The sequence below is a fragment of the Bifidobacterium thermacidophilum subsp. thermacidophilum DSM 15837 genome (genome assembly GCF_000426425.1).
GTDB lineage: Bacteria > Actinomycetota > Actinomycetes > Actinomycetales > Bifidobacteriaceae > Bifidobacterium > Bifidobacterium thermacidophilum.
The window spans coordinates 174,695-194,365 of record NZ_AUFI01000006.1; the positions used below are offsets into that span (position 1 = coordinate 174,695).

14 protein-coding genes and 4 tRNA genes are annotated in these 19,671 nt (G+C 60.9%); 16 read left to right on the top strand and 2 right to left on the bottom strand.

Translation table 11 applies throughout. The annotated features are described in order from the left end of the window. The first annotated feature begins 60 nt into the window (after positions 1-60). The 9 genes from K315_RS0101100 (at position 61) to dapC (ending at position 7,174) form a co-directional block, all read left to right on the top strand. Positions 61-1,140 (top strand): histidinol-phosphate transaminase, encoded by a 1,080-nt coding sequence (locus K315_RS0101100; protein ID WP_029575816.1) that lies wholly within the window; start codon positions 61-63, stop codon positions 1,138-1,140. 249 nt (positions 1,141-1,389) lie between these two features. Beyond that, positions 1,390-1,471: transfer RNA gene (locus K315_RS0101105), tRNA-Tyr, on the top strand. Position 1,472: 1 nt separating this feature from the next. After that, a tRNA-Thr gene (locus K315_RS0101110) sits at positions 1,473-1,544 on the top strand. Positions 1,545-1,549: 5 nt separating this feature from the next. After that, positions 1,550-1,623 (top strand) — tRNA-Met (locus tag K315_RS0101115). A 51-nt stretch (positions 1,624-1,674) separates the two neighbouring features. Further along, on the top strand, positions 1,675-1,845 hold the full coding sequence (gene rpmG / locus K315_RS0101120) for a 50S ribosomal protein L33 (protein WP_003814458.1): 171 nt from the start codon (positions 1,675-1,677) through the stop codon (positions 1,843-1,845). 604 nt (positions 1,846-2,449) lie between these two features. Then, positions 2,450-3,649, top strand: a complete 1,200-nt coding sequence (locus tag K315_RS0101125; protein WP_029575817.1) for a UDP-N-acetylmuramate dehydrogenase — start codon at positions 2,450-2,452, stop codon at positions 3,647-3,649. A gap of 231 nt (positions 3,650-3,880) precedes the next feature. Then, positions 3,881-5,500, top strand: coding sequence for an amino acid permease (locus K315_RS0101130; protein ID WP_029575818.1), 1,620 nt, complete (start codon positions 3,881-3,883; stop codon positions 5,498-5,500). Positions 5,501-5,510: 10 nt separating this feature from the next. Next, positions 5,511-5,837 carry a ferredoxin gene (fdxA, locus tag K315_RS0101135; protein WP_029575819.1) on the top strand — a complete coding sequence of 109 codons (327 nt, stop codon included), beginning with the start codon at positions 5,511-5,513 and terminating at the stop codon, positions 5,835-5,837. 158 nt (positions 5,838-5,995) lie between these two features. Further along, positions 5,996-7,174: a succinyldiaminopimelate transaminase gene (gene dapC, locus K315_RS0101140; protein WP_029575820.1), complete on the top strand. Its 1,179-nt coding sequence runs from the start codon at positions 5,996-5,998 to the stop codon at positions 7,172-7,174. A 142-nt stretch (positions 7,175-7,316) separates the two neighbouring features. Here the strand turns inward: dapC and dinB are convergent, their stop codons facing one another. After that, entirely contained in the window at positions 7,317-8,669 is a 1,353-nt protein-coding gene (gene dinB / locus K315_RS0101145) for a DNA polymerase IV (protein ID WP_029575821.1), read from the bottom strand. A gap of 119 nt (positions 8,670-8,788) precedes the next feature. Between dinB and K315_RS0101150 the strand changes: the two genes are divergently transcribed. The 7 genes from K315_RS0101150 (at position 8,789) to rpsI (ending at position 16,413) form a co-directional block, all read left to right on the top strand. After that, positions 8,789-8,876: transfer RNA gene (locus tag K315_RS0101150), tRNA-Ser, on the top strand. 1,774 nt (positions 8,877-10,650) lie between these two features. Further along, the gene (locus K315_RS10325) at positions 10,651-10,809 is read left to right on the top strand and encodes a hypothetical protein (RefSeq protein ID WP_155804610.1); all 159 of its coding nucleotides are present in this window, start codon (positions 10,651-10,653) and stop codon (positions 10,807-10,809) included. 568 nt (positions 10,810-11,377) lie between these two features. Further along, on the top strand, positions 11,378-12,019 hold the full coding sequence (locus K315_RS0101160; protein WP_029575822.1) for an IMPACT family protein: 642 nt from the start codon (positions 11,378-11,380) through the stop codon (positions 12,017-12,019). Positions 12,020-12,177: 158 nt separating this feature from the next. Continuing rightward, entirely contained in the window at positions 12,178-12,957 is a 780-nt protein-coding gene (locus tag K315_RS0101165) for an AbrB family transcriptional regulator (protein WP_420796734.1), read from the top strand. Positions 12,958-13,030: 73 nt separating this feature from the next. Continuing rightward, complete coding sequence (malQ, locus tag K315_RS0101170) at positions 13,031-15,196, top strand: 4-alpha-glucanotransferase (RefSeq protein ID WP_029575824.1); 2,166 nt, start codon at positions 13,031-13,033, stop codon at positions 15,194-15,196. Between the two features lie 254 nt (positions 15,197-15,450). Then, positions 15,451-15,900 (top strand): 50S ribosomal protein L13, encoded by a 450-nt coding sequence (gene rplM / locus K315_RS0101175; RefSeq protein WP_029575825.1) that lies wholly within the window; start codon positions 15,451-15,453, stop codon positions 15,898-15,900. 21 nt (positions 15,901-15,921) lie between these two features. After that, on the top strand, positions 15,922-16,413 hold the full coding sequence (gene rpsI / locus K315_RS0101180) for a 30S ribosomal protein S9 (protein WP_015450977.1): 492 nt from the start codon (positions 15,922-15,924) through the stop codon (positions 16,411-16,413). Positions 16,414-16,992: 579 nt separating this feature from the next. Here rpsI and glgX read toward each other — a convergent pair. After that, complete coding sequence (gene glgX, locus K315_RS0101185; RefSeq protein ID WP_029575826.1) at positions 16,993-19,629, bottom strand: glycogen debranching protein GlgX; 2,637 nt, start codon at positions 19,627-19,629, stop codon at positions 16,993-16,995. Between the last annotated feature and the right edge of the window lie 42 nt (positions 19,630-19,671).

A 19,671-nucleotide genomic window follows, 5' to 3' on the forward strand; every position in this document is an offset into this window, starting at 1 on the left:
GGTGACCTTCCGGCGGGTATGTTACGGGGAGATTGACGCCGCCGCGTATAGGATTGAGTCATGGCATACCTACATCGTGCAATCATTGATACCATTCCCAGCTACAAGCAAGGCAAGCCCGCACCGAAGACGCCGGGTCTGACCGCGTACAAGATCTCCAGCAACGAGAATCCGTACGAGCCGCTTGCCAGCGTTAAGCAGGCCATCGTCGACAAGGCCGTCGGCCGCATGAACCGTTACCCGGACATGCGCGGGACAGCGGTTGTGGAGCGTTTGGCCGACCAGTTCGGCGTCAAACCGGAGAATGTCGTCCTGGGCTGCGGATCCACCGAAGTCATCACCCAGCTGGTCAACCTGGTCGCCGGCCCTGGAGACGAAGTCGTCTACCCGTGGCGCAGTTTCGAAGCCTACCCGATCATCGTGGCGAACGCGGGTGCGACCAGCGTGAAAGTGCCGAACCGTCCCGACGGCAGCCATGACATCGATGCGATGATCGCCGCCATCAACGAGCGCACGCGCCTGATTATCGTCAACAATCCGAACAACCCGACCTCCACATCCTTGTCCGATGCGGACGCGCGCAAGCTCATGGCCGCCGCGCCCAAGGACGTGCTGGTTCTGTTTGACGAGGCGTATATCCAGTTCAACACCGCCGCCGACACGAATGTCGCGATGGATCTGTTCCGCGAATACCCAAATATCGTGGTCGCACAGACCTTCTCCAAGGCGTACGGGCTTGCGGGTCTGCGCATCGGCTATGGCATCGCCCCGGCCGATGTGATCGACGGCATGCGCAAGGTGGCCATTCCTTTCGGTGTCACGGAGATCGCCCAGACCGCGGCGCTCGCGTCCATGGACGCCTATGACGAGCTGGACGAGCGTGTCAAGGCGCTGGTCGCGGAACGTGCGCGCGTGGTCGCGGCCTTGCGCGCTCAGGGATGGGAGTTCCCTGAACCGTACGCAAACTTCTTCTGGCTGCCGATCGGTGAGCGTACCGACGAGGCGGCGGAACACTTCGTCAAGGCGGCGTTGTCCGTGCGCGTGTTCAGCGGCGAGGGCATCCGTATCTCGATCGGTGAGCGTGAGGCGAACGACCGGGTGATTAGCGTCTGCGCCGACCTCAAGCGGCTTGGATTCTGATTGGCGGACGCGCTGCGGCGGTGTTCCGGATGTGCCGTGGTTGCGCTTGGACTGCTGGCGGCTGTGTCGTGGTCGTGCAGGTCTGATGCGCGGGCTGTACGGGCCTGGTGTGCGGCCACGGCGTGTCGCCTGAAATACCGCCGATTTGGCGGGGCGATTTCCGGCTTGCGACACGCCTGATTTGCATTTGTCCCGCAAAAATGCCATTATAGCCAAGTTGCCGTTTGCGGCTAGGTCGCTTGCGGCAAGGGCTGGTTTCCCAAGCGGTCAAAGGGACCTGACTGTAAATCAGGCGCTTCGTGCTTCAATGGTTCGAATCCATTACCAGCCACGCCTCGATAGCTCAGTGGTAGAGCACTTCCTTGGTAAGGAAGAGGTCGTGAGTCCAATTCTCACTCGAGGCTCTCATGGCGGGGTAGCTCAGCTGGCTAGAGCGTACGACTCATAATCGTAAGGTCAAGAGTTCGAGTCTCTTCCTCGCTACAAAGGCCGGCGACACCGCCGGTAAGCAATCGACCACAGAGGTGAACCAACATGGCAAGCAAGAGCGCCGACATCCGTCCGGGTATCACGCTGGCATGCACGGAGTGCAAGGAGCGTAACTACATCACGACCAAGAATCGTCGTAACACTCCTGACCGTCTTGAGCTGAAGAAGTTCTGCCCGCGTTGCGGCAAGCAGACGGTTCATCGCGAAACCCGCTGAATCTGTTCGAGCGTGGTATCACGCTTGCGAGAAAGCCTGACTTCGGTCAGGCTTTTTTGTTATCCGGAGAGTCGTCGGCGCTTTTGAAGCCTCATCCTCGCATCCCTCATCTCCCTCACAAACTGTCTACGCTGATCGCGCCATTTGCATCGCCGGTATTCTCCCGATTTGGGCTTCGGGAGTGATTTCTTCCGAATCCCGGATTTTCAACGTTTCTGTTGGCAGATTATCCGTAGAACGGCAGATTTCCAATAATCTCCCGCGCACGATGAGGGAGATCATGCGCGCATCGGGCGAATCCGCCAGTTCTCCCAATGCAATCCCGTCAGTCGGATTGCGGTCGCAGCTGACAAGCCGCGCGCTCCGGAAGGGCCCCGCCTGGCATCGGCATCCACGACGTCCCAGTCTCGGGTCCCGACGTCCCAGCGCCAACATGGTCTGCACGTTCCTGCGCGCGGTGCACGCGACCAACTCCCGGCGCGCGAGACCCCCAACCCCAACCCAGACACCCGACAAGCCCGCAGTCGCAACGCATATCGGGGCCGCAAGCAATGCCTTCGGTGTGCCCACGCCTCTCGGCAAGCCTGCGGCTAGTATGGCGGGTATGACCACAGAGCACAGCACCACGACGTTCGCCGACCTGACCACCATCGGTGTGGGCGGGCCGATCCGCACCTTCCTGACTCCCGACACCCGTGACGGTGTCATCGACGCTGTGCGGCAGGCCGATGCCGCAGGGTCTCCGCTTAGCGTCATCGGTGGGGGTTCGAATCTTCTTGCCGCCGACGCCCCCTTCGACGGTGTTGTCGTGCGGGACGCGCGCCAAGACATCCGTTTCGGCTCGCCGCAGGCGGATGATACGGTCGCCGTCAGCGCGGACGCCGGCTGCAACTGGGATGATTTCGTCGCCGAGAGCGTCGCCCATGGGCTTGAAGGCGTCGAGGGGCTCTCGGGGATTCCCGGTACGGTCGGTGCGTCGGTCGTGCAGAACATCGGCGCGTACGGCCAGGAGGTCGCCTCCAGTGTTGCCCAAGTCGAGGCTTGGGATCGCGAGGAATCACGCACGGTGACCCTTGACCCGCAGCATTTGCGTTTCGGATACCGCATGTCTGCGCTGAAAGCCAGCATGTATGACGCTCCTGCGCAGCCGTCCGACAGGTTTTTCCCGACTCCGCGCTTCGTGGTCCTGTCGGTGACGCTCCGGTTGCATCGCGGGGCGGAAGGCACCGTCGGCTATGGACAGCTCGCCAAGGCGCTCGGCGTTGAGGTCGGCGACCGTATGCCGGTTGCGGCGATCCGCGACGCCGTGCTCAAGGTGCGCGCCGCCAAAGGCATGCTGGAAGACGCTCACCGCTATGACATCCCGCTCATGGCTGGCGCCAAACGTGCCGACACCGTACAGGCGGCATTGCAAGCCCAGCGTGAGGCGACCGGCTCGGACGGCCCGGATTTCAACCGGCACAGCTGCGGCAGTTTCTTCATGAACCCGATTCTCGACGACACACAGGCGGCCAGGCTGCCTCAGGATGCTCCGCGCTTCCCCGCCGTGTTGCCGTCAGGCGAGTCCGGCACCAAGACTTCTGCGGCATGGCTCATTGACCATGCCGGATTCCACAGGGGGTACGCCGTCGCAGCTGGCGCCCCGGCGAGCCTGTCCACGCTGCACACGCTCGCATTGACCAATCGCGGTTCGGCGCGCGCTGCGGATATCGCGGAACTCGCCCGGACAGTCCGTGACGGCGTCGAACAGGCGTTCGGCGTGCGGCTGGTACCCGAACCCGTGCTCGTCGGTGTCACGTTTTGACCTCCTGGGGTCACAGCGACCGTGGCAGACCGGATCCACCGGAACAGACCGGATCGACCGGATCCGGCACCAGCCAATCCGGGCTCATCAGGTGACAATCAATCGGAAATCGCCGGATTGCGGCCATGACCTGCGCCCGCCGTTCAGACGGCAGTAGAATCAGACGCCGTGCGAACTGCCACCATCCGTGGCATACCACACAGCGCATTGAGGAGAGGATCTGAGGGCTGTATGCATCTTTTCAGAACGAAATCAGTTGAGCAGACGCTCGCGGAAACAGGCGACAGCGAGCGCAAGCTGGTGCGCACGCTCGGTGTGTGGGATCTGGCGATGATGGGCGTCGCGGTCGCCGTTGGTGCGGGCATATTCTCCGTGGGCGCCCAGGCGATCGCCTATCATGCGGGTCCTGCGGCGATTCTGAGCTTCCTAATTGCCGGTATCGTGTGTGGTGCAGCCGTCATGTGCTATGCGGAGTTCGCATCAATGATTCCGGTCGCCGGGTCCGCATACACCTTCACCTACACGACGATGGGGGAGCTGGTCGCCTGGGTTATCGGCTGGGATCTGATCCTCGAGATGCTCATGGCCGGTTCGGTCATCGCGAAATACTGGGGCGTCTATTTGAATGACTTCCTGCATCTGATCGGCTGGAACACCACCACGCAAGTGCATGTTGGCGGATTGACCATCGACCTCGCCCCCTTGGTGATTGTGGCGTTCTTCACCGTGCTGCTGGTGCTTGGCACCCGGTTGTCCACGCGCGTTGACGGCGCGTTGACGGTGCTGAAGATTGGCATCGTACTGTTCGTTGTCATTGTCGGTTTCTTCTATGTCAAAGCAAGCAATTTCACGCCGTTCATCCCGCCTGAACAGCCGGCTTCGAGTGTTCGCGGCGCGTCGGCGAGCGGGGCGATGATGCAGCCGCTGTGGCAGTGGATGACCGGTATGAAGCCCACTGTCTACGGCGTGCCGGGGATTTTGTCGGGAGCTGCGCTGGTGTTCTTCGCCTTCCTCGGCTTCGATGTGGTCGCCACCGCTTCCGAGGAGACGAAAAACCCCGGTCGCAACGTGCCGCTTGGCATTGGCTTGGGCATGACGCTGGTCACTGTGCTGTACATGCTGGTCGCCGTCGTCACGACCGGCATGGTGTCATACAAGCAGCTCGCGAAGGCCGACAGTCCGTCATTGGCGACCGGGTTCGAACTGGCGGGGGCGACTTGGGCAGCCAAGATCATTTCGCTGGGTATCGTTATCGGCTTGACCACTGTTGTCATGGTGCTGCTGCTCGGCCTGACGCGTGTCGTGTTCGCGATGAGCCGCGACGGTCTGCTGCCGCGAGGCCTGTCGAAAGTCGGCGAACACGGCACTCCGGCGCGTTTGCAAATCGCGGTCGGTCTGATTGTCGCGCTGGTCGCGTCCTGCTTCGATATCGATATTCTGGCGGATATGGTCAATATCGGCACGTTGTCGGCGTTCACTCTGGTGGCGCTCGGCATTCCGATCATGCGGCGCAAGCGGCCCGACCTGCCGCGCGCCTTCCGCATGCCCGGCAATCCGTGGGTGCCGGTGCTGATCGCGCTCGCGAACTTCTGGCTCATGCTCAATCTCAGCGTGTTGACTTGGCTGCGGTTCCTGGTGTGGCTCGCCATCGGCTTCATGATCTACTTCGGCTACTCGTACCGGCATTCGCGGCTCGGCAACGGCGAGTTGGTCGATTATCTGCCCGGCGGAGCGGACGTGCGGGCGTACGCACCCACGTCGTCAGTGTCTGCGGCGTCTTCACCTGACTCGTCAGTTCCAGTGTCCCCTGCGTCCACGTCCCCGACCGTGGGTAGTGTGGATGGCGAATGAGGAGGTAGCCATGGCCTATGTCATAGCCCAGCCGTGCGTCGACGTCAAGGACAAAGCCTGTGTCGACGAATGCCCGGTGGATTGCATCTACGAGGGTTCACGTTCGCTGTACATCAATCCCAACGAATGCGTGGATTGCGGTGCCTGCGAGCCGGTGTGCCCGACCGAAGCCATCTTCTACGAGGACGATCTTCCCGAGGAGTGGGCCTGGTATAAGGACGCCGCGGTGAGTTTCTTCGACGAAGTCGGCGATCTGGGCGGAGCGTCAGCGGCCGGTCCGATCGGCAAGGACCCCGAGCAGGTGGCCGCTCTGCCACCGCAGAACCAGGAGTCCTGAGAACATTCAGGCGTGTTGGACGGCCGCCGCACCTTTCGTGTGACGGCCGTCCTCGTATATCTCGTCATCACCCGTCGCATCGGGCCGGGCTGAGCGCCGGCGGGTGCGCGGCGGAACCCCGGACGCAATCCCGCGCTGGGGCGGAGAGGAGTAACATCATGGGATTCGCGGCATTCGATAACACCTACGATTGGTCGAAACTCGCCACATACCGGCAAACAGCCATGAACACGCCGAACGGGCAGATTGACTTGTCCGTCGGTTCCCCGGTCGATCCGGTCCCGCAATCCGTGCAGCGTGCGCTCGCCGCAGCCGCCAACGAACACAACGCCTTCGGATACCCCAAGACCATTGGTACCGATGATTTGCGCGGGGCGATCGCCCACTGGATGCGCGTGTGCCGCGGTGTCGACATGGACGCGGTCGGCGCCGGTGCTGTTCCCACGGTCGGATCCAAGGAGGCGGTGGCGCTTATGGCTTCACTGCTCGGCCTCGGCCAAGGGGATGTCGTCATCCAGCCAAAGGTGTCCTATCCGACGTACGAAATCGGCACGCAAATCGCGGGAGCCTCAGTACACAAGGTCGACGATGTCGCCGACACGGATTCCTGGCGGACCATCCCGGGAGTCAAAGCCATCTGGATCAACTCCCCGTCCAACCCGACCGGGGCGGTGCTGTCCGCCGACCAGCTTGCCGGCATCGTCGCAGCGGCGCGCGAAATCGGCGCTGTCGTGCTGTCCGACGAATGCTACGCGATGATGGACTGGCGCACTGCTTCCACTCATGATGACTCCAACGAGGCGCAGGCTGCAAATTCCTTCTCGCTGTCCTCCACGCCGTGCGTGCTGTCGTCCGCGGTATGTGAGGGCAGCGCCAAGGGCATTCTCATGCTGTATTCGCTGAGCAAACAGTCGAATATGGCCGGGTATCGCACCGCGTTCACCGCCGGTGATGCGGACATCATCAAGCACATGTCCGCATATCGCAAACAGCTCGGCTTGATTATTCCGGGACCCGTGCAGGCGGCGATGGCTGCCGGACTGCGCGATGTCGCATCCGTGCACAATCAGTGGAAGCGCTACCGGTATCGCCTTGAATCGCTTGTCAGCGCGCTGCGTGATTACGGCTATGACGCGCACATGCCACAGGGGGGGCTCTACGTGTGGGTCAAGGCGCTGAGCGGCGGCTGCTGGAACGATATGGTGGCGCTCGCTGATTTGGGTATCGTCCCCAGCCCCGGCGAGTTCTACGGCGCGCCGGATTCGTTGCGCTTCTCGTCCACCGCGGATGACGAGACCATCGAACTGGCGTGCTCGGCCTTGCGACACGCCGCCTGATTGATGGTTGATCGGGATTGCAAGCGAAAGACAAGCTAACGGCAGTGAAGTGGGCCCGGCGGATCTCCTGACTGGTCGGAACGTTCGCCGGGGAGGCGCTGCTTGTCGGCTGTGGGTTGTGCGGCTGTGGGTTGTGCGGTGGCTAATCGTGGTTCGATCGATGCGAGTCCGGGGCGGTGCGCGAGTTGGACACCGCGCGATGCCGTGTATCCTGTCCCTCGCCAACGCCAAGGCTAACCGCGCCGAGCCCGTAGCGTTGTCTCACGGCATCCATCGCCTGTTCGGCGCCGCGTAGCCGATTCGACCGCGATTCTCCGCTTGCGGATTCGTGCTCCTCAAGCATGTCCTCCAGTGTCGGTTGGATGACCGCACCGCGTGCCTGAATCAGGCCGCTTGCGCTGATGCCCGCCAGTCGGATTTCCTCGGGGAGCGGGGTGGTGTCCGGCGTGTCGGGGGCGAGCCCCAGCGTGGTATTGAGCAGTTCCACCGCCTGGGGGTAGAGGGTGCTTGCCGCGTCCGCCGGATGATCCATGGTTTTTGCCCGTGTCGTGTATGACAAGTCGGCATAGCGCAGTTTCACGGTCAGGGTACGGGCCATCAGTCCACGTGTGCGTAGGGAGCGTGCGACCTCATCGCAGCAGCGTCGCAGCAGGCCGCGCACTTGGCGAGCGTCATGCGTGTCCTCATCGAAGGTGCTTTCTGAACCGATGGATTTCTCAGGCGTATGTGGGGTGACCGCGCGTTCGTCGAGCCCCCAAGACGCCATGTGCAGATTGTGTGCGGCAATGGCCGAGCCGGTGGCTTGCGCGAGTGCGGTTTCGCTGGTGGTGGCGAGGTCGGCGACGCTGGTGATACCCCAGCTGTTGAGTTTGCGTTCCAAAGACGGCCCGATGCCTGGAATGCCGCGCAGAGGCATCATCTGCACGAACTGTGCCTGACGGTTGACCGGGATGAGCAGCATGCCGTTGGGTTTCGCGTTGGTGGACGCCATTTTCGCGACCAGTTTGTTCGAAGCGATGCCCACCGAGCAGGTGATGTGATAGCGCTGTGCGACTTGGGCGCGGATCCAGGCGCCGATGCGGCTCGGCTTGCCCCACTGGCGCAAGGCGCCGGATACGTCCATGTAGCCTTCATCAACGGATACCTGTTCGATCTGGTCGGTGATTTGGCTGAACACTTCGTCGAAGATGCGCCGCGACATCATGCGGTAATAGCTCATATCGACGGGCAGGAACACGCCGTTAGGACATAACTGGCGGGCGCGTGCGGTCGCCATCGCGGAATTTACGCCGTACGCGCGGGCCTCGTAACTTGCTGCGGATACGACGGAGCGTGTTCCGGTGCCGATGATCACCGGTTTGCCTTTGAGACGGGGATTGCGGGCGATCTCCAGTGAGGCGTAGAAGGCGTCCATATCGATATGCAGCACCGTGCAGCCGGTTTCGTCATGTCCCCAGTCTCGTTTGGCGGCTTGAAGTCGTGGTGCGGTGCTCATGCATCCATCCTAAGCCGGAGAGGGGTTTTCGGCTGCAGGCGGCGATAGGCGTGGCGTGATGTGCACTCGTCGGCGAAAGGTGGTATGGTAATGTGATGTTGCGCTCAGCGACGCAACATGGAGTCATGCCTGAGTGGCCGATAGGGGCACCCTGCTAAGGTGTTAGTCGCATTTAGCGGCTCGAGGGTTCGAATCCCTCTGACTCCGCCCATGGGCTTCCGGATAATCCCGGAAGCCCTTTTTTCATCCCCGCAAAATCCTTGTAGAACCTTGGAATACTAACGATTTTCTGTTGATTGCCGGGGCTGGGGTCGCCAACTGTCACAAACCCCACATGGTCTGCGGACACCCCTGATTCCCGGGGACATGTTTGGTGCGTTGTTTGGTGCCATTCGAGGGTGCATAGGCCAACACGCGTACCGGCCCGGGTCTCCCGTAGCTCGCAAGCCGTGTGTCGTTTCTACCGACGCTGAGGGACATCTCAGGGACATCTCAGTGTCGGCAGAGGCGGAACAAGAATCTTCTGCCGGTGCTGAGTGTGCAGTGAGTGGCGGTAGACTCAGGCCGACGACCGGGGTTATCGGCGAAATGCGTGTCCGGCGGTGGAGCGCGTGGGAGTCTTGATTATTGTTCCGGTCTCCGCGCGTCCTGTATGCCGTGGCATGCGCGGCTGAGCAGATATTGACGGAAAGTCGCCGTGACTGGCCATGTTCTGCTGCTATCGCATGCCGAGACATTGTGCTTTGCAGGTTGACTTGTTCGGTGCCATCAATGTTGCCGGTCGGTATCGGTCCATTTGGATGATTTGAACGGCAGAGTGGAAGAGGGTTGACCGTGGGCAGGTTGGAAGCTAGGCGGGTAATCGAACATTCCTGCACTGAATCGGAGAACGCTGGGCGGAATCAGAACCGGTCCGTGTCGGCATTGGACCGGACCTGCCCGCCAATCATGGCAGCACAATATACCCGCGGGATTCCAATGATTCGCCGATGACTTTGGGGTCGGCCGTTGTCTCGACAGCCAAGCATCAGCCTAGGCTGATGGACTCAATTGCGAATCGCGCGCTGGAATCGGAACCGGTCCCTACCGGCGTCACAACGGACATGACTCCCAGCCATGGCATCAACGTAAACAGGCGGAATTCCAGTGATTTGTATGCACTGCGATAATCAACCATTGCGCGGCGAGTCACTTGAGTCGCCCGGATCGCGGACCGAATCGGAGAATAATAGTCGAAAATCAATCCAGTCCGCAAAGGTGCCGATCATTACACCTCCCACTGGTCACGCCCACGACGAAAACTGCAGAATACCAATACTCTTCCGGTAGGCCTGGTTCCAACCAAGTGACCCTTACCCACCCTAAGGGCCAAGTCCGCGGACTGGGTCGAAAATTGCGCGTCGGAATCGGAACCAGTCCACACCGGCGCCGGTCCGTCGACGACGGCAACACCGCAAATCCGCGGAATCCCAGCGCTCAGAACGCATTATCACAATCATCCGTCGCAAGTGTGGCTGCACGGATCGCCCGGATTTCCCAGATCGCGGACCGAATCGGAGAATGCGGACTGAAAACCGATTCAGTCCGTGCTGGCATTGGACTGGGCCTGTCCGTCGATCATGGCATCACTGTAAAACCCCGGGATTTCAATGATTCGTGGATGCCTTGGGGGGCCTGGTCGTCGGTGCGACGGCAAGGCATCCGGCCGAGCCTGCGGACTGAATCGGAGAACGCGTATCGGAATCGGAACCGGTTCACACCGGCGCCGACCGGTATCAGACGACCGCCTGCGGCGACACCGTAAACCCGCAACGTGGAGCCAAAACTTGATACGCGCAACAACAGATTCGACCTCTGATCTGCTCCGGGCAATGCAGATGCTCTATACCCAATGGCCCCGCTTTTCAGCGTCGAGCAGCCCTGCACGCGTGCATGTCCACGCCATCCCATCCACGGTCCCAACCACGGTTGTGGTGGTCGTATGCCCGAAGAAGTACCGGAGGCAGAATCCGATATCTCGCGTTTCCGCAACGATTTCGCGAGATTTGGGATTATTTTGCGCGCGACCGATGCCATTACCCTCCGGTTCGCGTGGGAGATAGGATGCCGAGAGCGTGACATCGATTATCTGGCCAAGTGATACGTGGTCGGGGTTCGTTAGCCCTGTTGAGACGTGCGAGTCGCGAAATTGTCCGGGAATGGAGCAAGCCTCCATCACCTGATTGTTCCGCTCATTCGTCGGTGGACATGTGCCCGTGTATCCGGTTCATGCCTTTGAACGATAAACGATTGATGTGGCGGGCATCGTCGTCCGCCGGAACGTAGGGCGGAGCCGGAGGTACGCCTTTGTCCGCCGTCTCCGTACTTTCATTGTATCTACACAATGGCGGAATTTCAGCATTTTTTGATGGTCCGTTGCTCGGTACAGCGGGAAAACTGTGTTCGTTGTCATCCCGATTTCCCGCGTAAATATTCTGGTTTTGCGTTAACATTTTTCCGTTAATGAATATGTTCACATTCCGGTACTTCGTGTGTCGTGTCTCGGCGTGTCTCGGCGTGTCTCGGTGTGTCGGGCGGTACCGCACCCCGTCGTCGCCCGACATCCGCCATGTCGCCCTGCTGGAATGCATTCGGTCCAGTGCATCAGGCCAAATCGAAAAACCAGTCGTGCGTGCGTCATCATCCCATGCGCTATCGTGGAAGCTGTTATGGCTGAATCATTCACAGTGCTCAACCCTGCATCCGCTCCCGCACAAGGGGCGCTGACGGACAAGAAGTCCGAGTTCATCGCCGACATCTGCCATGTCGACGAGCTTGCGCAAGCGGTGTCTTTTGTGGAGACGATTCGCGAACGCCACCCGAAGGCGCGTCATGTGGCCTATGCCGCGATATGCGGCGATCAAGGGCGGCTCGCAGAGCGGATGAGCGATGACGGCGAGCCCTCGGGCACTGCCGGCAAGCCGATTCTCGATGTGCTTCGCGCCAATCATCTTACGGATTGCGTGGTGACGGTTACCCGGTATTTCGGCGGTATTCTGCTGGGGTCCGGCGGCTTGACGCGGGCGTATTCTTCGGCGGCGTCATTGGCAGTCAAGGCGGCGGATGCCGCGAGAATCGCCACCTGTGTGCGGTTGCGGATGACGGTCGGTTATCCGCAGCTTGACACGCTCACCCATCTCATTGCGCAATCCGACGGGGTGCGTGACAACGAACAGTACACCGATGTCGTTCGCCTTGACGCGCTGATTGAGCAATCGAAGGCACAGGCGTTCAGCGCGCGTGTCGTCGAGGCCTTCAGCGGATCGGTGCACGCCGAGCGGATTGGTGTCGAACACCGGGCGATACAGTGAGGGGTATGAGTGACGGCATGAACGAGACGACAGCATCGCAACACGAAGAGGCGACTGCGGCCTCACAGGAGGGGCAGTTGCAGGAGGAGCAGCCCCAAGACGGGCAGTTTCAACATCAGCAACCCGAAGGTGGCTTGGTTGCTGAGGCGCCTAACACTGTGGCATCCGATACCGACGCGCCTGATACCGACGCGCCTGACGTCAACGTATCCGAGACAGACACAGACACATCCGACGCCGGTACGCCGGCTTCCGACGCGTCTGATACCGGTACGCCGGATTCTGCCACACCCGGTGAGTCCGCCACGTCTGACACCGCAGCCGCGTCCTTCGAACCGCTGACCGTCACCTACGAACGCCTGCGCCATACCGATGACGTCGCCGAACTGCACGAATACGCGCGTCGCCCATTGCCGGACCGTTCGTTGCAAGCAGCCTTCTCCCGCGCCACCGCACTGCTTGAGGCGGTCGCGGGCAATCAGCATACGCCGCTTGAAGACCGGGTGTTTTTGGCTACCGAGATGCCGTTCCCGAATATCCTGGTCAAACTCTCGGAAGATCCCGAACCTCAGGTGCGTCGTGGGGTCGCCGCGAATCAGGACGACAAGAACTGGCTGGTGGGGCGCCTGACCAAGGACCCCGATCCCTCGGTGCGTGACGCCGCTCTGCGCAACCCCCGTACATCTTGGAAGATGCGTCTTGAAGGGGCGCAGAACCCTGAAGTCGACGCGGACACTTTGGACTTCCTGTCCACGCTTGGCGTGTCGTGCGAACCCGGCGCCCCGGTCGTCCTCGCGGGCATGGTGCGACGCGCGGTAGCCCTCAATCCTCAAGCCTCGCAAGAGACCTTGCAACGTCTGAGCGCTGACACCTCCCCGTCCGTGGCGCGGTGCGCACAACGCAGGTTGGAAGCAGCGCAGACGGGCGAATCGAATTAAAATCCCAGAAAACTGTCGATGAATCCGGGATTTCGTCTTCTTCTGGTCGCTTTTTGGGCTTACACTTGAACGTATGACAGAGAAGACCGAAAACGATGAGCGCCTCGCTCGTCCTCTGATTCGTCTTGCCAAGCTCGTCGGCATTGGCACCAGCTATGTCGGCCAAAGCAACGACTACCACGAAATCGAGGACGACGTCCTCGTGGCGGTACTCGCGGCGCTTGGCGTGGATGCGTCGAACGATGAGGCCATTGAACGTTCCATCCGCACCATTCTCGACGAACGCCACGCGCGCCTGGTTCCTCCGACCGTCCTGCATACGGTCGGCAAGGAGGACTCCGTTCTGGTCAATACCGGCATCCTGGAGATTCCGTCGGCGACCATCACCTTGGAAGACGGCCGGCAGTATGACGGCGAGCTCGTCGCCGGGGCAGGCGACGGCTCTCAGGCGTATTCGTTGGACGGCAAGTTCGTCGCGACCGCCTCGCTGGCCCTGCCGAAGGATCTTCCGATCGGCTACCACACGCTGCATGTGCGTGTTGGTGACCGCGAGCAGGACGCCACACTGATCAGCGCTCCGGAGAAGATCGAGCTGATCGACCCGATGAAGAACAACCAGCTGTGGGGCTGGATGGCTCAGCTGTATTCGATTCGTTCCAACGGTTCATGGGGTGTCGGTGATTTCGAGGATCTCAAGACCCTCCTCGTGGAAGCCAAGCGCAAGACCGGCGCCGATTTCATGCTCATCAACCCGGTGCACGGCAGTGAGCCGGTGGCTCCGCTGACCCCGTCCCCGTATCTGCCGATCAGCCGTCGTTTCGTGAACTTCACGTACATTCGTCCGGAGTCCATTCCGGAATACAAGCAGCTTGATGACGCCGCTCGCAAGCAGATCGAGGAGCTGCACTCCCAGGTCGAACCGCTCAACGGCGACGCGCAGCTCATCGACCGCGACACCATGTGGCGTATGAAGATGCGTGCGCTGTGGCTGGTGTTCAAGGCGGGACGCTCTGCCGGCCGCCAGGCTGAGTTCGACGTGTACAAGAAGGAGCAGGGCGCCGAGCTCGAATCCTATGCCACGTGGTGCCTGTGCTACGACAAGTGGGGCAAGCCCGAAGACACGCCGGACAACTGGGAGCGCAAGTACGCCAAGGATTCCGCGCAGGTCGCGGCGCTGCGCAACCAGTTCCCCGACACGCTCGAGTTCTATCGTTGGCTCGAATGGATTGCCGGCGAGCAGCTCGAATCCGCCCAGCGTGCGGCGAAGGACGCCGGCATGAAGATCGGTCTGATGGCCGATATGGCCGTTGGTGTCCATCCTGCCGGATCCGACGTGTGGTGGAATCCTGAGCGTTTCGCCAAGGGCGCCACGGTCGGCGCGCCGCCGGATTACTTCAACCAGCAGGGTCAGGACTGGAGCCAGCCTCCGCTCAACCCAATCCAGCTGGAAAACACCGGATATCAGGTGTACCGCGAGATGGTGCACGGCATGTTCGCCCGCGCGGGTGCCATCCGCATCGACCATATCCTGGGCCTGTTCCGCCTGTGGTGGATCCCGCAGGGCAAGGGCGCCAAGCACGGCGCCTACGTGTACTACGATTCCGAGGTCATGCTCGGCATTCTCGCCATTGAAGCGGCGCGCGCCAACGGCGTGGTCGTCGGCGAAGATCTCGGCGTGGTCCCCGATTTCGTGACGAAGTCGCTCGGACGTCACGGCGTGCTCGGTTGCGCTGTTGAATGGTTCGAACAGATGGACGGCAAGTTCAAGGCCCCGAAGACTTGGCGCGAGTATGCACTTGCTTCGGTTAACACCCACGATATGCCGCCGTCTTACGGCTACCTCGAGTATGAGCAGGTGAAAATCCGCGAGAAGCTCAACTTGCTGGACTGCCCGGTCGAGGAATTCCAGGCATCCGCAACCAAGGAGCACAACGCGATGTTCAAGATGCTCGTCGACAACGGCTATCTTGACGCGGAACTGCTCAAGGACGAGAAGGCCAATGAGCAGCAGATCGTCGAGGCGCTGTACCGCGGTCTCAAGGATGCGCCGAGCAAGCTCATCGCGGCATCCATCACCGACGCCGTCGGCGAGAAGCGCGCGCAGAACCAGCCGGGCACCAACAACGAGTACCCGAACTGGCGTATCCCGCTCGCGGATTATGACGGCAACGTTGTTCCGCTTGAGGAGCTCTTCGACAATGAGCGCCTGAAGTCGCTGACGAAGATCATGAATTCCTGACGTATTGTCGGGCGAATCGCGGTGGCCTGTCGGTTGTATTCCGGCAGGCCACCGTTGTATATACGGCGTGGTGGCGTGTTGCGTTTGGGCAGGGGAGGCGATATACTTATCGACTGTTGTGTTCCCAAGGGGTCCTTCAAAGCGCTGTCCCACTCGCCATCGAGGACTTTCAGGGAGCCCACGATAAGAAAACCGGGCCGTTTCGCGCTTGCGGGCGGTTAGGTTTGGAACACAATATGAGAAAAGGTACAATCGTGAAGACTTTCACACCGAAGCCAGATGATCTGACTCATGAGTGGTACGTCGTCGACGCCACCGACGTGGTGCTCGGCCGTCTCGCGACGCAGGTCGCTATCCTGCTGCGCGGCAAGAACAAGCCGACGTACGCGCCGCATGCCGATTCCGGCAATCATGTCATCGTCATCAACGCAGCGAAGGTGGCGCTGACTGGCAACAAGCTCGACAAGGTGCTGTACTCGCACTCCGGCCGTCCTGGTGGCCTGCGTCGCGACAAGTACGTCGACCTGCTCGAGCGCAAGCCGGAGCGTATCATCACTGCCGCCGTCCGTGGCATGCTGCCGAAGAACCGTCTTGCGAAGGTGCAGCTCAACCGTCTGCACGTCTTCGCCGGCGAAGAGCATCCGCACACCCCGCAGAAGCCGCAGGTCTTCGAGATCGCGCAGGTTTCTCAGCAGGCCAAGTGAACCGAAGGGAGATAAAGAAACATGGCTGAAAACACCAACGACTCCGCGGTTCTCGAGACCGAAGAGGAGCTCACCTCGTATACCACCGAAACCAACGCCGGCGCTGGTACCGGTACGTCCCAGATTGCACCTTGCTACGGCACTGGCCGCCGCAAGGAAGCCGTCGCCCGTGTCCGTCTGGTTCCGGGTACCGGCAAGTGGACGATCAACGGCCACACGCTCGAGGAGTATTTCCCGTCGAAGCTGCTGCAGCGTGAGGTGAATTCCCCGATCGTGCTGCTCAAGCTTGAGGGCAAGTTCGACGCCATCGTCCTCGTGGACGGCGGCGGCACCACCGGCCAGGCCGGTGCTATCCGCCTCGGTGTCGCCCGCGCCCTGAACGCGGTCGATCGTGACGCGAACCGTATCGCGCTGAAGAAGGCCGGCTTCCTGACTCGCGACTCCCGTGTCGTCGAGCGCAAGAAGGCTGGTCTGCACAAGGCACGTCGCGCTCCGCAGTTCTCCAAGCGTTAAGTTTGCTTGTTCGCGCTATTGCGCGTTGCAGATGCCGGTATCCCGAAAGGGTGCCGGCATTTGTCGTATCACCGCTGTGCTGGTGTGGATGGTGAGGGAATTGCGCAGCCTAGTGGCGCCTCGCCTGCCTGTGCGACTGTTAGTAATCGCTCCCTGCAACGCATGACGGGTGCATGACCACATGAATCTCAATATCTCGAGCAGATGGCCTGATTGCGCGAGAAATTGCGAAATACATCCAAATATCTCCTGATGTTGGCGCGATTGCGCGAGACATTTGGATTCCGCAATCCATCTGCCCCGATGCGTGACCCGAGAAAATCGCAGAGTATCAACGATGTGCCGTAAATCAACGTGACCCTCACCGACGGCAATATCTCAATGTCTCGTGTCTGTCAGCGATTTGAGGGAGATATTGAGACATTTTCCTGAATATCTCGGCAATTTTGCCAATATCCAGAGAAATTGAGAATTCCTTGACACAAGGGATTGTTTCGGAGGGGTGTTGCTCCGGAAGGGGGTGCTCCGGCGGCGCAGAAGCCATCTATACTGCGCCGCCATCACCCCTATCCGGTTCAATCAGTTTGCCTGATTTTTCGGCTTGATCTGCTGCATGAGCGTGATGCTGTACTCTGGCACCATCCACGACTCCTGCTCTGGCTTAGCGTCGTCATGATTGTCATGATGCTGCGTCGCCGACTTGGCGGTATTGCGTGAGCTTGTGCCCGGTGCCGTATTCTCGGTTGCATCGGCACTGGTTCCAGCCATTGCGCCTGTCTGTGCTCTTGCGTCGGCAGAAACGCCTTGATGCGGGGCACGGAGCTGTTCGGCTGCGTCGGCTTGCGCGATGACGCTTGGAACTGGCGGCGTCATCGCCGACGTCGAGTCATGCGGCGTGTTTTGGGCTTGGGCGATGACGTCGCTCAGCGGGTGCCGCGTCAGGCGCATCGCCATCCAATTCATGTCAGGCGAGTGCTGGGCCACACTGACTTTGGTGCCCGGGGCGGGCTCGATGCCTTCGGCTTGGGCCGAACTCCACACAGTCTGCCATGAGCTGTCGGCTGGCAGGCGGAAGCTGCGGTCACCGGCATCACCGTTGATGATGATGAGCAGATCGGCAGAATTTCGTGCGATCAGACGCATGGCGAACCGGCGTGTCGTAGGATTCGACCAGTCCCTGTCCACCGGCGCGTTGCCGTCTGGCATGAACCATTGCACGCGGCTGGACTGCTTGAACAGCCCGATTTGTGTCAGACGCGTGTAGAAATCTTCGGTATGGAACAGCGAGAGGGATTTGCGTGCGGAAATCAGCCGCGACACAGATTCGAAAATCCGCAGCTGACTGTTCTTGCCGGTCGAGTCCATCCAATCCCATTGCAGCCATGTGATGTCGTTGTCTTGGCAGTAGGCGTTGTTGTTGCCTTGCTGGCTGTTGCCGAACTCGTCACCGGCTTGGAGCATCGGCGTGCCCAGCGACAGCAGCAACGTGCCGAGAAGATTGAGCGTGGCCTGTTCGCGGTGCTGGTTGATGGCGGGGTCGTCGGACGGTCCTTCGTGCCCGAAGTTGACTGAATAGTTCACATTCGACCCGTCGTTGTTGTCTTCGCCGTTGTCCTCGTTGTGTTTGCGGGCGTAGGCGGTCAGGTCGGCGGTGGTGAAGCCGTCATGACAGGAAATGAAGTTGATCGACGACGGAGCGCCGCGTCCTGGCTCGGTGGCGAAGAGGTCTGCGGAACCGCACAACCGGGTGGCCATCTCTTGCATGCCGGTTTCCCCGTTGCCCGGCCGGTCGACCGGATCGGTCAACCAGAATTGCCTGACCGAGTTGCGGAAGGCGTCGTTCCACTCGCCGAAGGGCATACCGAACTGGCCGGTGCGCCACCCTTGATAGCCGACATCCCAAGGCTCCATGATGAGTTTCAGGTTGCCCAGCAGCATGTCGCTGCGCAAGGCGTACAGGAAGGGGTGATGCTTGGTGAAGTTGCCGTCGAGACGTGCAAGCGAGGCGGCCAGGTCGAAGCGGAAGCCGTCGACGCCGATCCGTTTGGCCCAGTACCGCAGGCTGTCGATGGCGAAGGTCACGACATGCGTGTTGGAAAAGTCAAGCGTATTGCCGCAGCCGGTGGTGTCTTCCAACCGGCCGGGATTGTTGCGCTGGTGCCGGTAGTAGGACAGCTCGTCCAGCCCTCGCCAGCATACGGTCGGCCCGTCGGTACCGCCTTCGCATGTGTGGTTGTAGACCACGTCCATGATGACTTCGAATCCGGCCTCGTGCAGGGCTCGGACCATGTCGATGACTTCCTGGCGAACCGCGCGCGGGCCTGAACGTTGTGCGGCCTGCGTGGCGTAGGACGGCTCCGGCGCGAAGTATCCGAGCGTCGAATACCCCCAATAGTTGTGCCGGCCGCGTTGCTGGAGAAACAGCTCATCCTGTTTGGCTTGGATTGGCAGCAGCTCAATCGAGGTGACGCCGAGCGTCTGCAAGTAGGACAGGGTAGCGGGGTGGGCGAGCCCTGCATATGTCCCGCGCAATTCCGGAGGCAGCCACGGCGCGTTCGCTGTGAAGCCTTTGACATGCAGCTCGTAGATAACGGTTTTGCTCCACGGCACGTGGGGGTGGGAGGGCTCGCCTTCGTGCTTGGTGGTGTCTCGGTCGTCGATGGCGACGGACACCGGCATACTGCCGAGGGAGTCAAGTGTGCTCATGTTGCCGTCGGGGGATCCGTGGACGACCCCGTTGTCGATGGTGCACTCGTAGGAGAATGCGGGGGCGTCGAGTTTCATGGTCCCATCGATGCCCTTGCCGTAAGGGTCGAGCAGGATTTTGTGCGGGTTGAAACGCACGTCATGTTTGGGATCCCATTGCCCGTCCACGCGATAGGCGTAGCGCATGCCGTCCCAGGCCTTGGGCAGGTGGACATACCACAGGCCGTAGTTCGGACCGCTCATTGCGAACAGGGTTTCGCGCACGTACATGGATTCGATGATGCGCGAGCAGATGGGGAAGAGCCGCACTTCTTGCGTCCATGGGATGGGGGACCCCTTGAACAGGCGAACCGCTTCGTTGTAGAAGGCGGAAGGGCGATCGAGTGGCTCGTAGACGCACAACCAGATGCGGTCGGCTGTTTCTGATCTGACGACGGCATCCGCCCCGCCATCGTCAGTGAAGTAGAGACCTGGCCGTGTGGCGTAACGGTGCAATGGCGGATTTTTCATGGTGCCATTGTAAGGTCTGCGTAGGCTGTTTGCGCAAACATT

What these genes read in the sequence shown, in the direction of transcription:
- glgX (WP_029575826.1), bottom strand. Translation starts at nt 19,629, where the DNA reads ATGAAAAATCCGCCATTGCACCGTTACGCCACACGGCCAGGTCTCTAC.
- rpmG (WP_003814458.1), top strand. Translation starts at nt 1,675, where the DNA reads ATGGCAAGCAAGAGCGCCGACATCCGTCCGGGTATCACGCTGGCATGC.
- K315_RS0101130 (WP_029575818.1), top strand. Translation starts at nt 3,881, where the DNA reads ATGCATCTTTTCAGAACGAAATCAGTTGAGCAGACGCTCGCGGAAACA.
- K315_RS0101100 (WP_029575816.1), top strand. Translation starts at nt 61, where the DNA reads ATGGCATACCTACATCGTGCAATCATTGATACCATTCCCAGCTACAAG.
- K315_RS10325 (WP_155804610.1), top strand. Translation starts at nt 10,651, where the DNA reads ATGCCCGAAGAAGTACCGGAGGCAGAATCCGATATCTCGCGTTTCCGC.
- K315_RS0101160 (WP_029575822.1), top strand. Translation starts at nt 11,378, where the DNA reads ATGGCTGAATCATTCACAGTGCTCAACCCTGCATCCGCTCCCGCACAA.
- malQ (WP_029575824.1), top strand. Translation starts at nt 13,031, where the DNA reads ATGACAGAGAAGACCGAAAACGATGAGCGCCTCGCTCGTCCTCTGATT.
- dinB (WP_029575821.1), bottom strand. Translation starts at nt 8,669, where the DNA reads ATGAGCACCGCACCACGACTTCAAGCCGCCAAACGAGACTGGGGACAT.
- rpsI (WP_015450977.1), top strand. Translation starts at nt 15,922, where the DNA reads ATGGCTGAAAACACCAACGACTCCGCGGTTCTCGAGACCGAAGAGGAG.
- fdxA (WP_029575819.1), top strand. Translation starts at nt 5,511, where the DNA reads ATGGCCTATGTCATAGCCCAGCCGTGCGTCGACGTCAAGGACAAAGCC.
- dapC (WP_029575820.1), top strand. Translation starts at nt 5,996, where the DNA reads ATGGGATTCGCGGCATTCGATAACACCTACGATTGGTCGAAACTCGCC.
- K315_RS0101125 (WP_029575817.1), top strand. Translation starts at nt 2,450, where the DNA reads ATGACCACAGAGCACAGCACCACGACGTTCGCCGACCTGACCACCATC.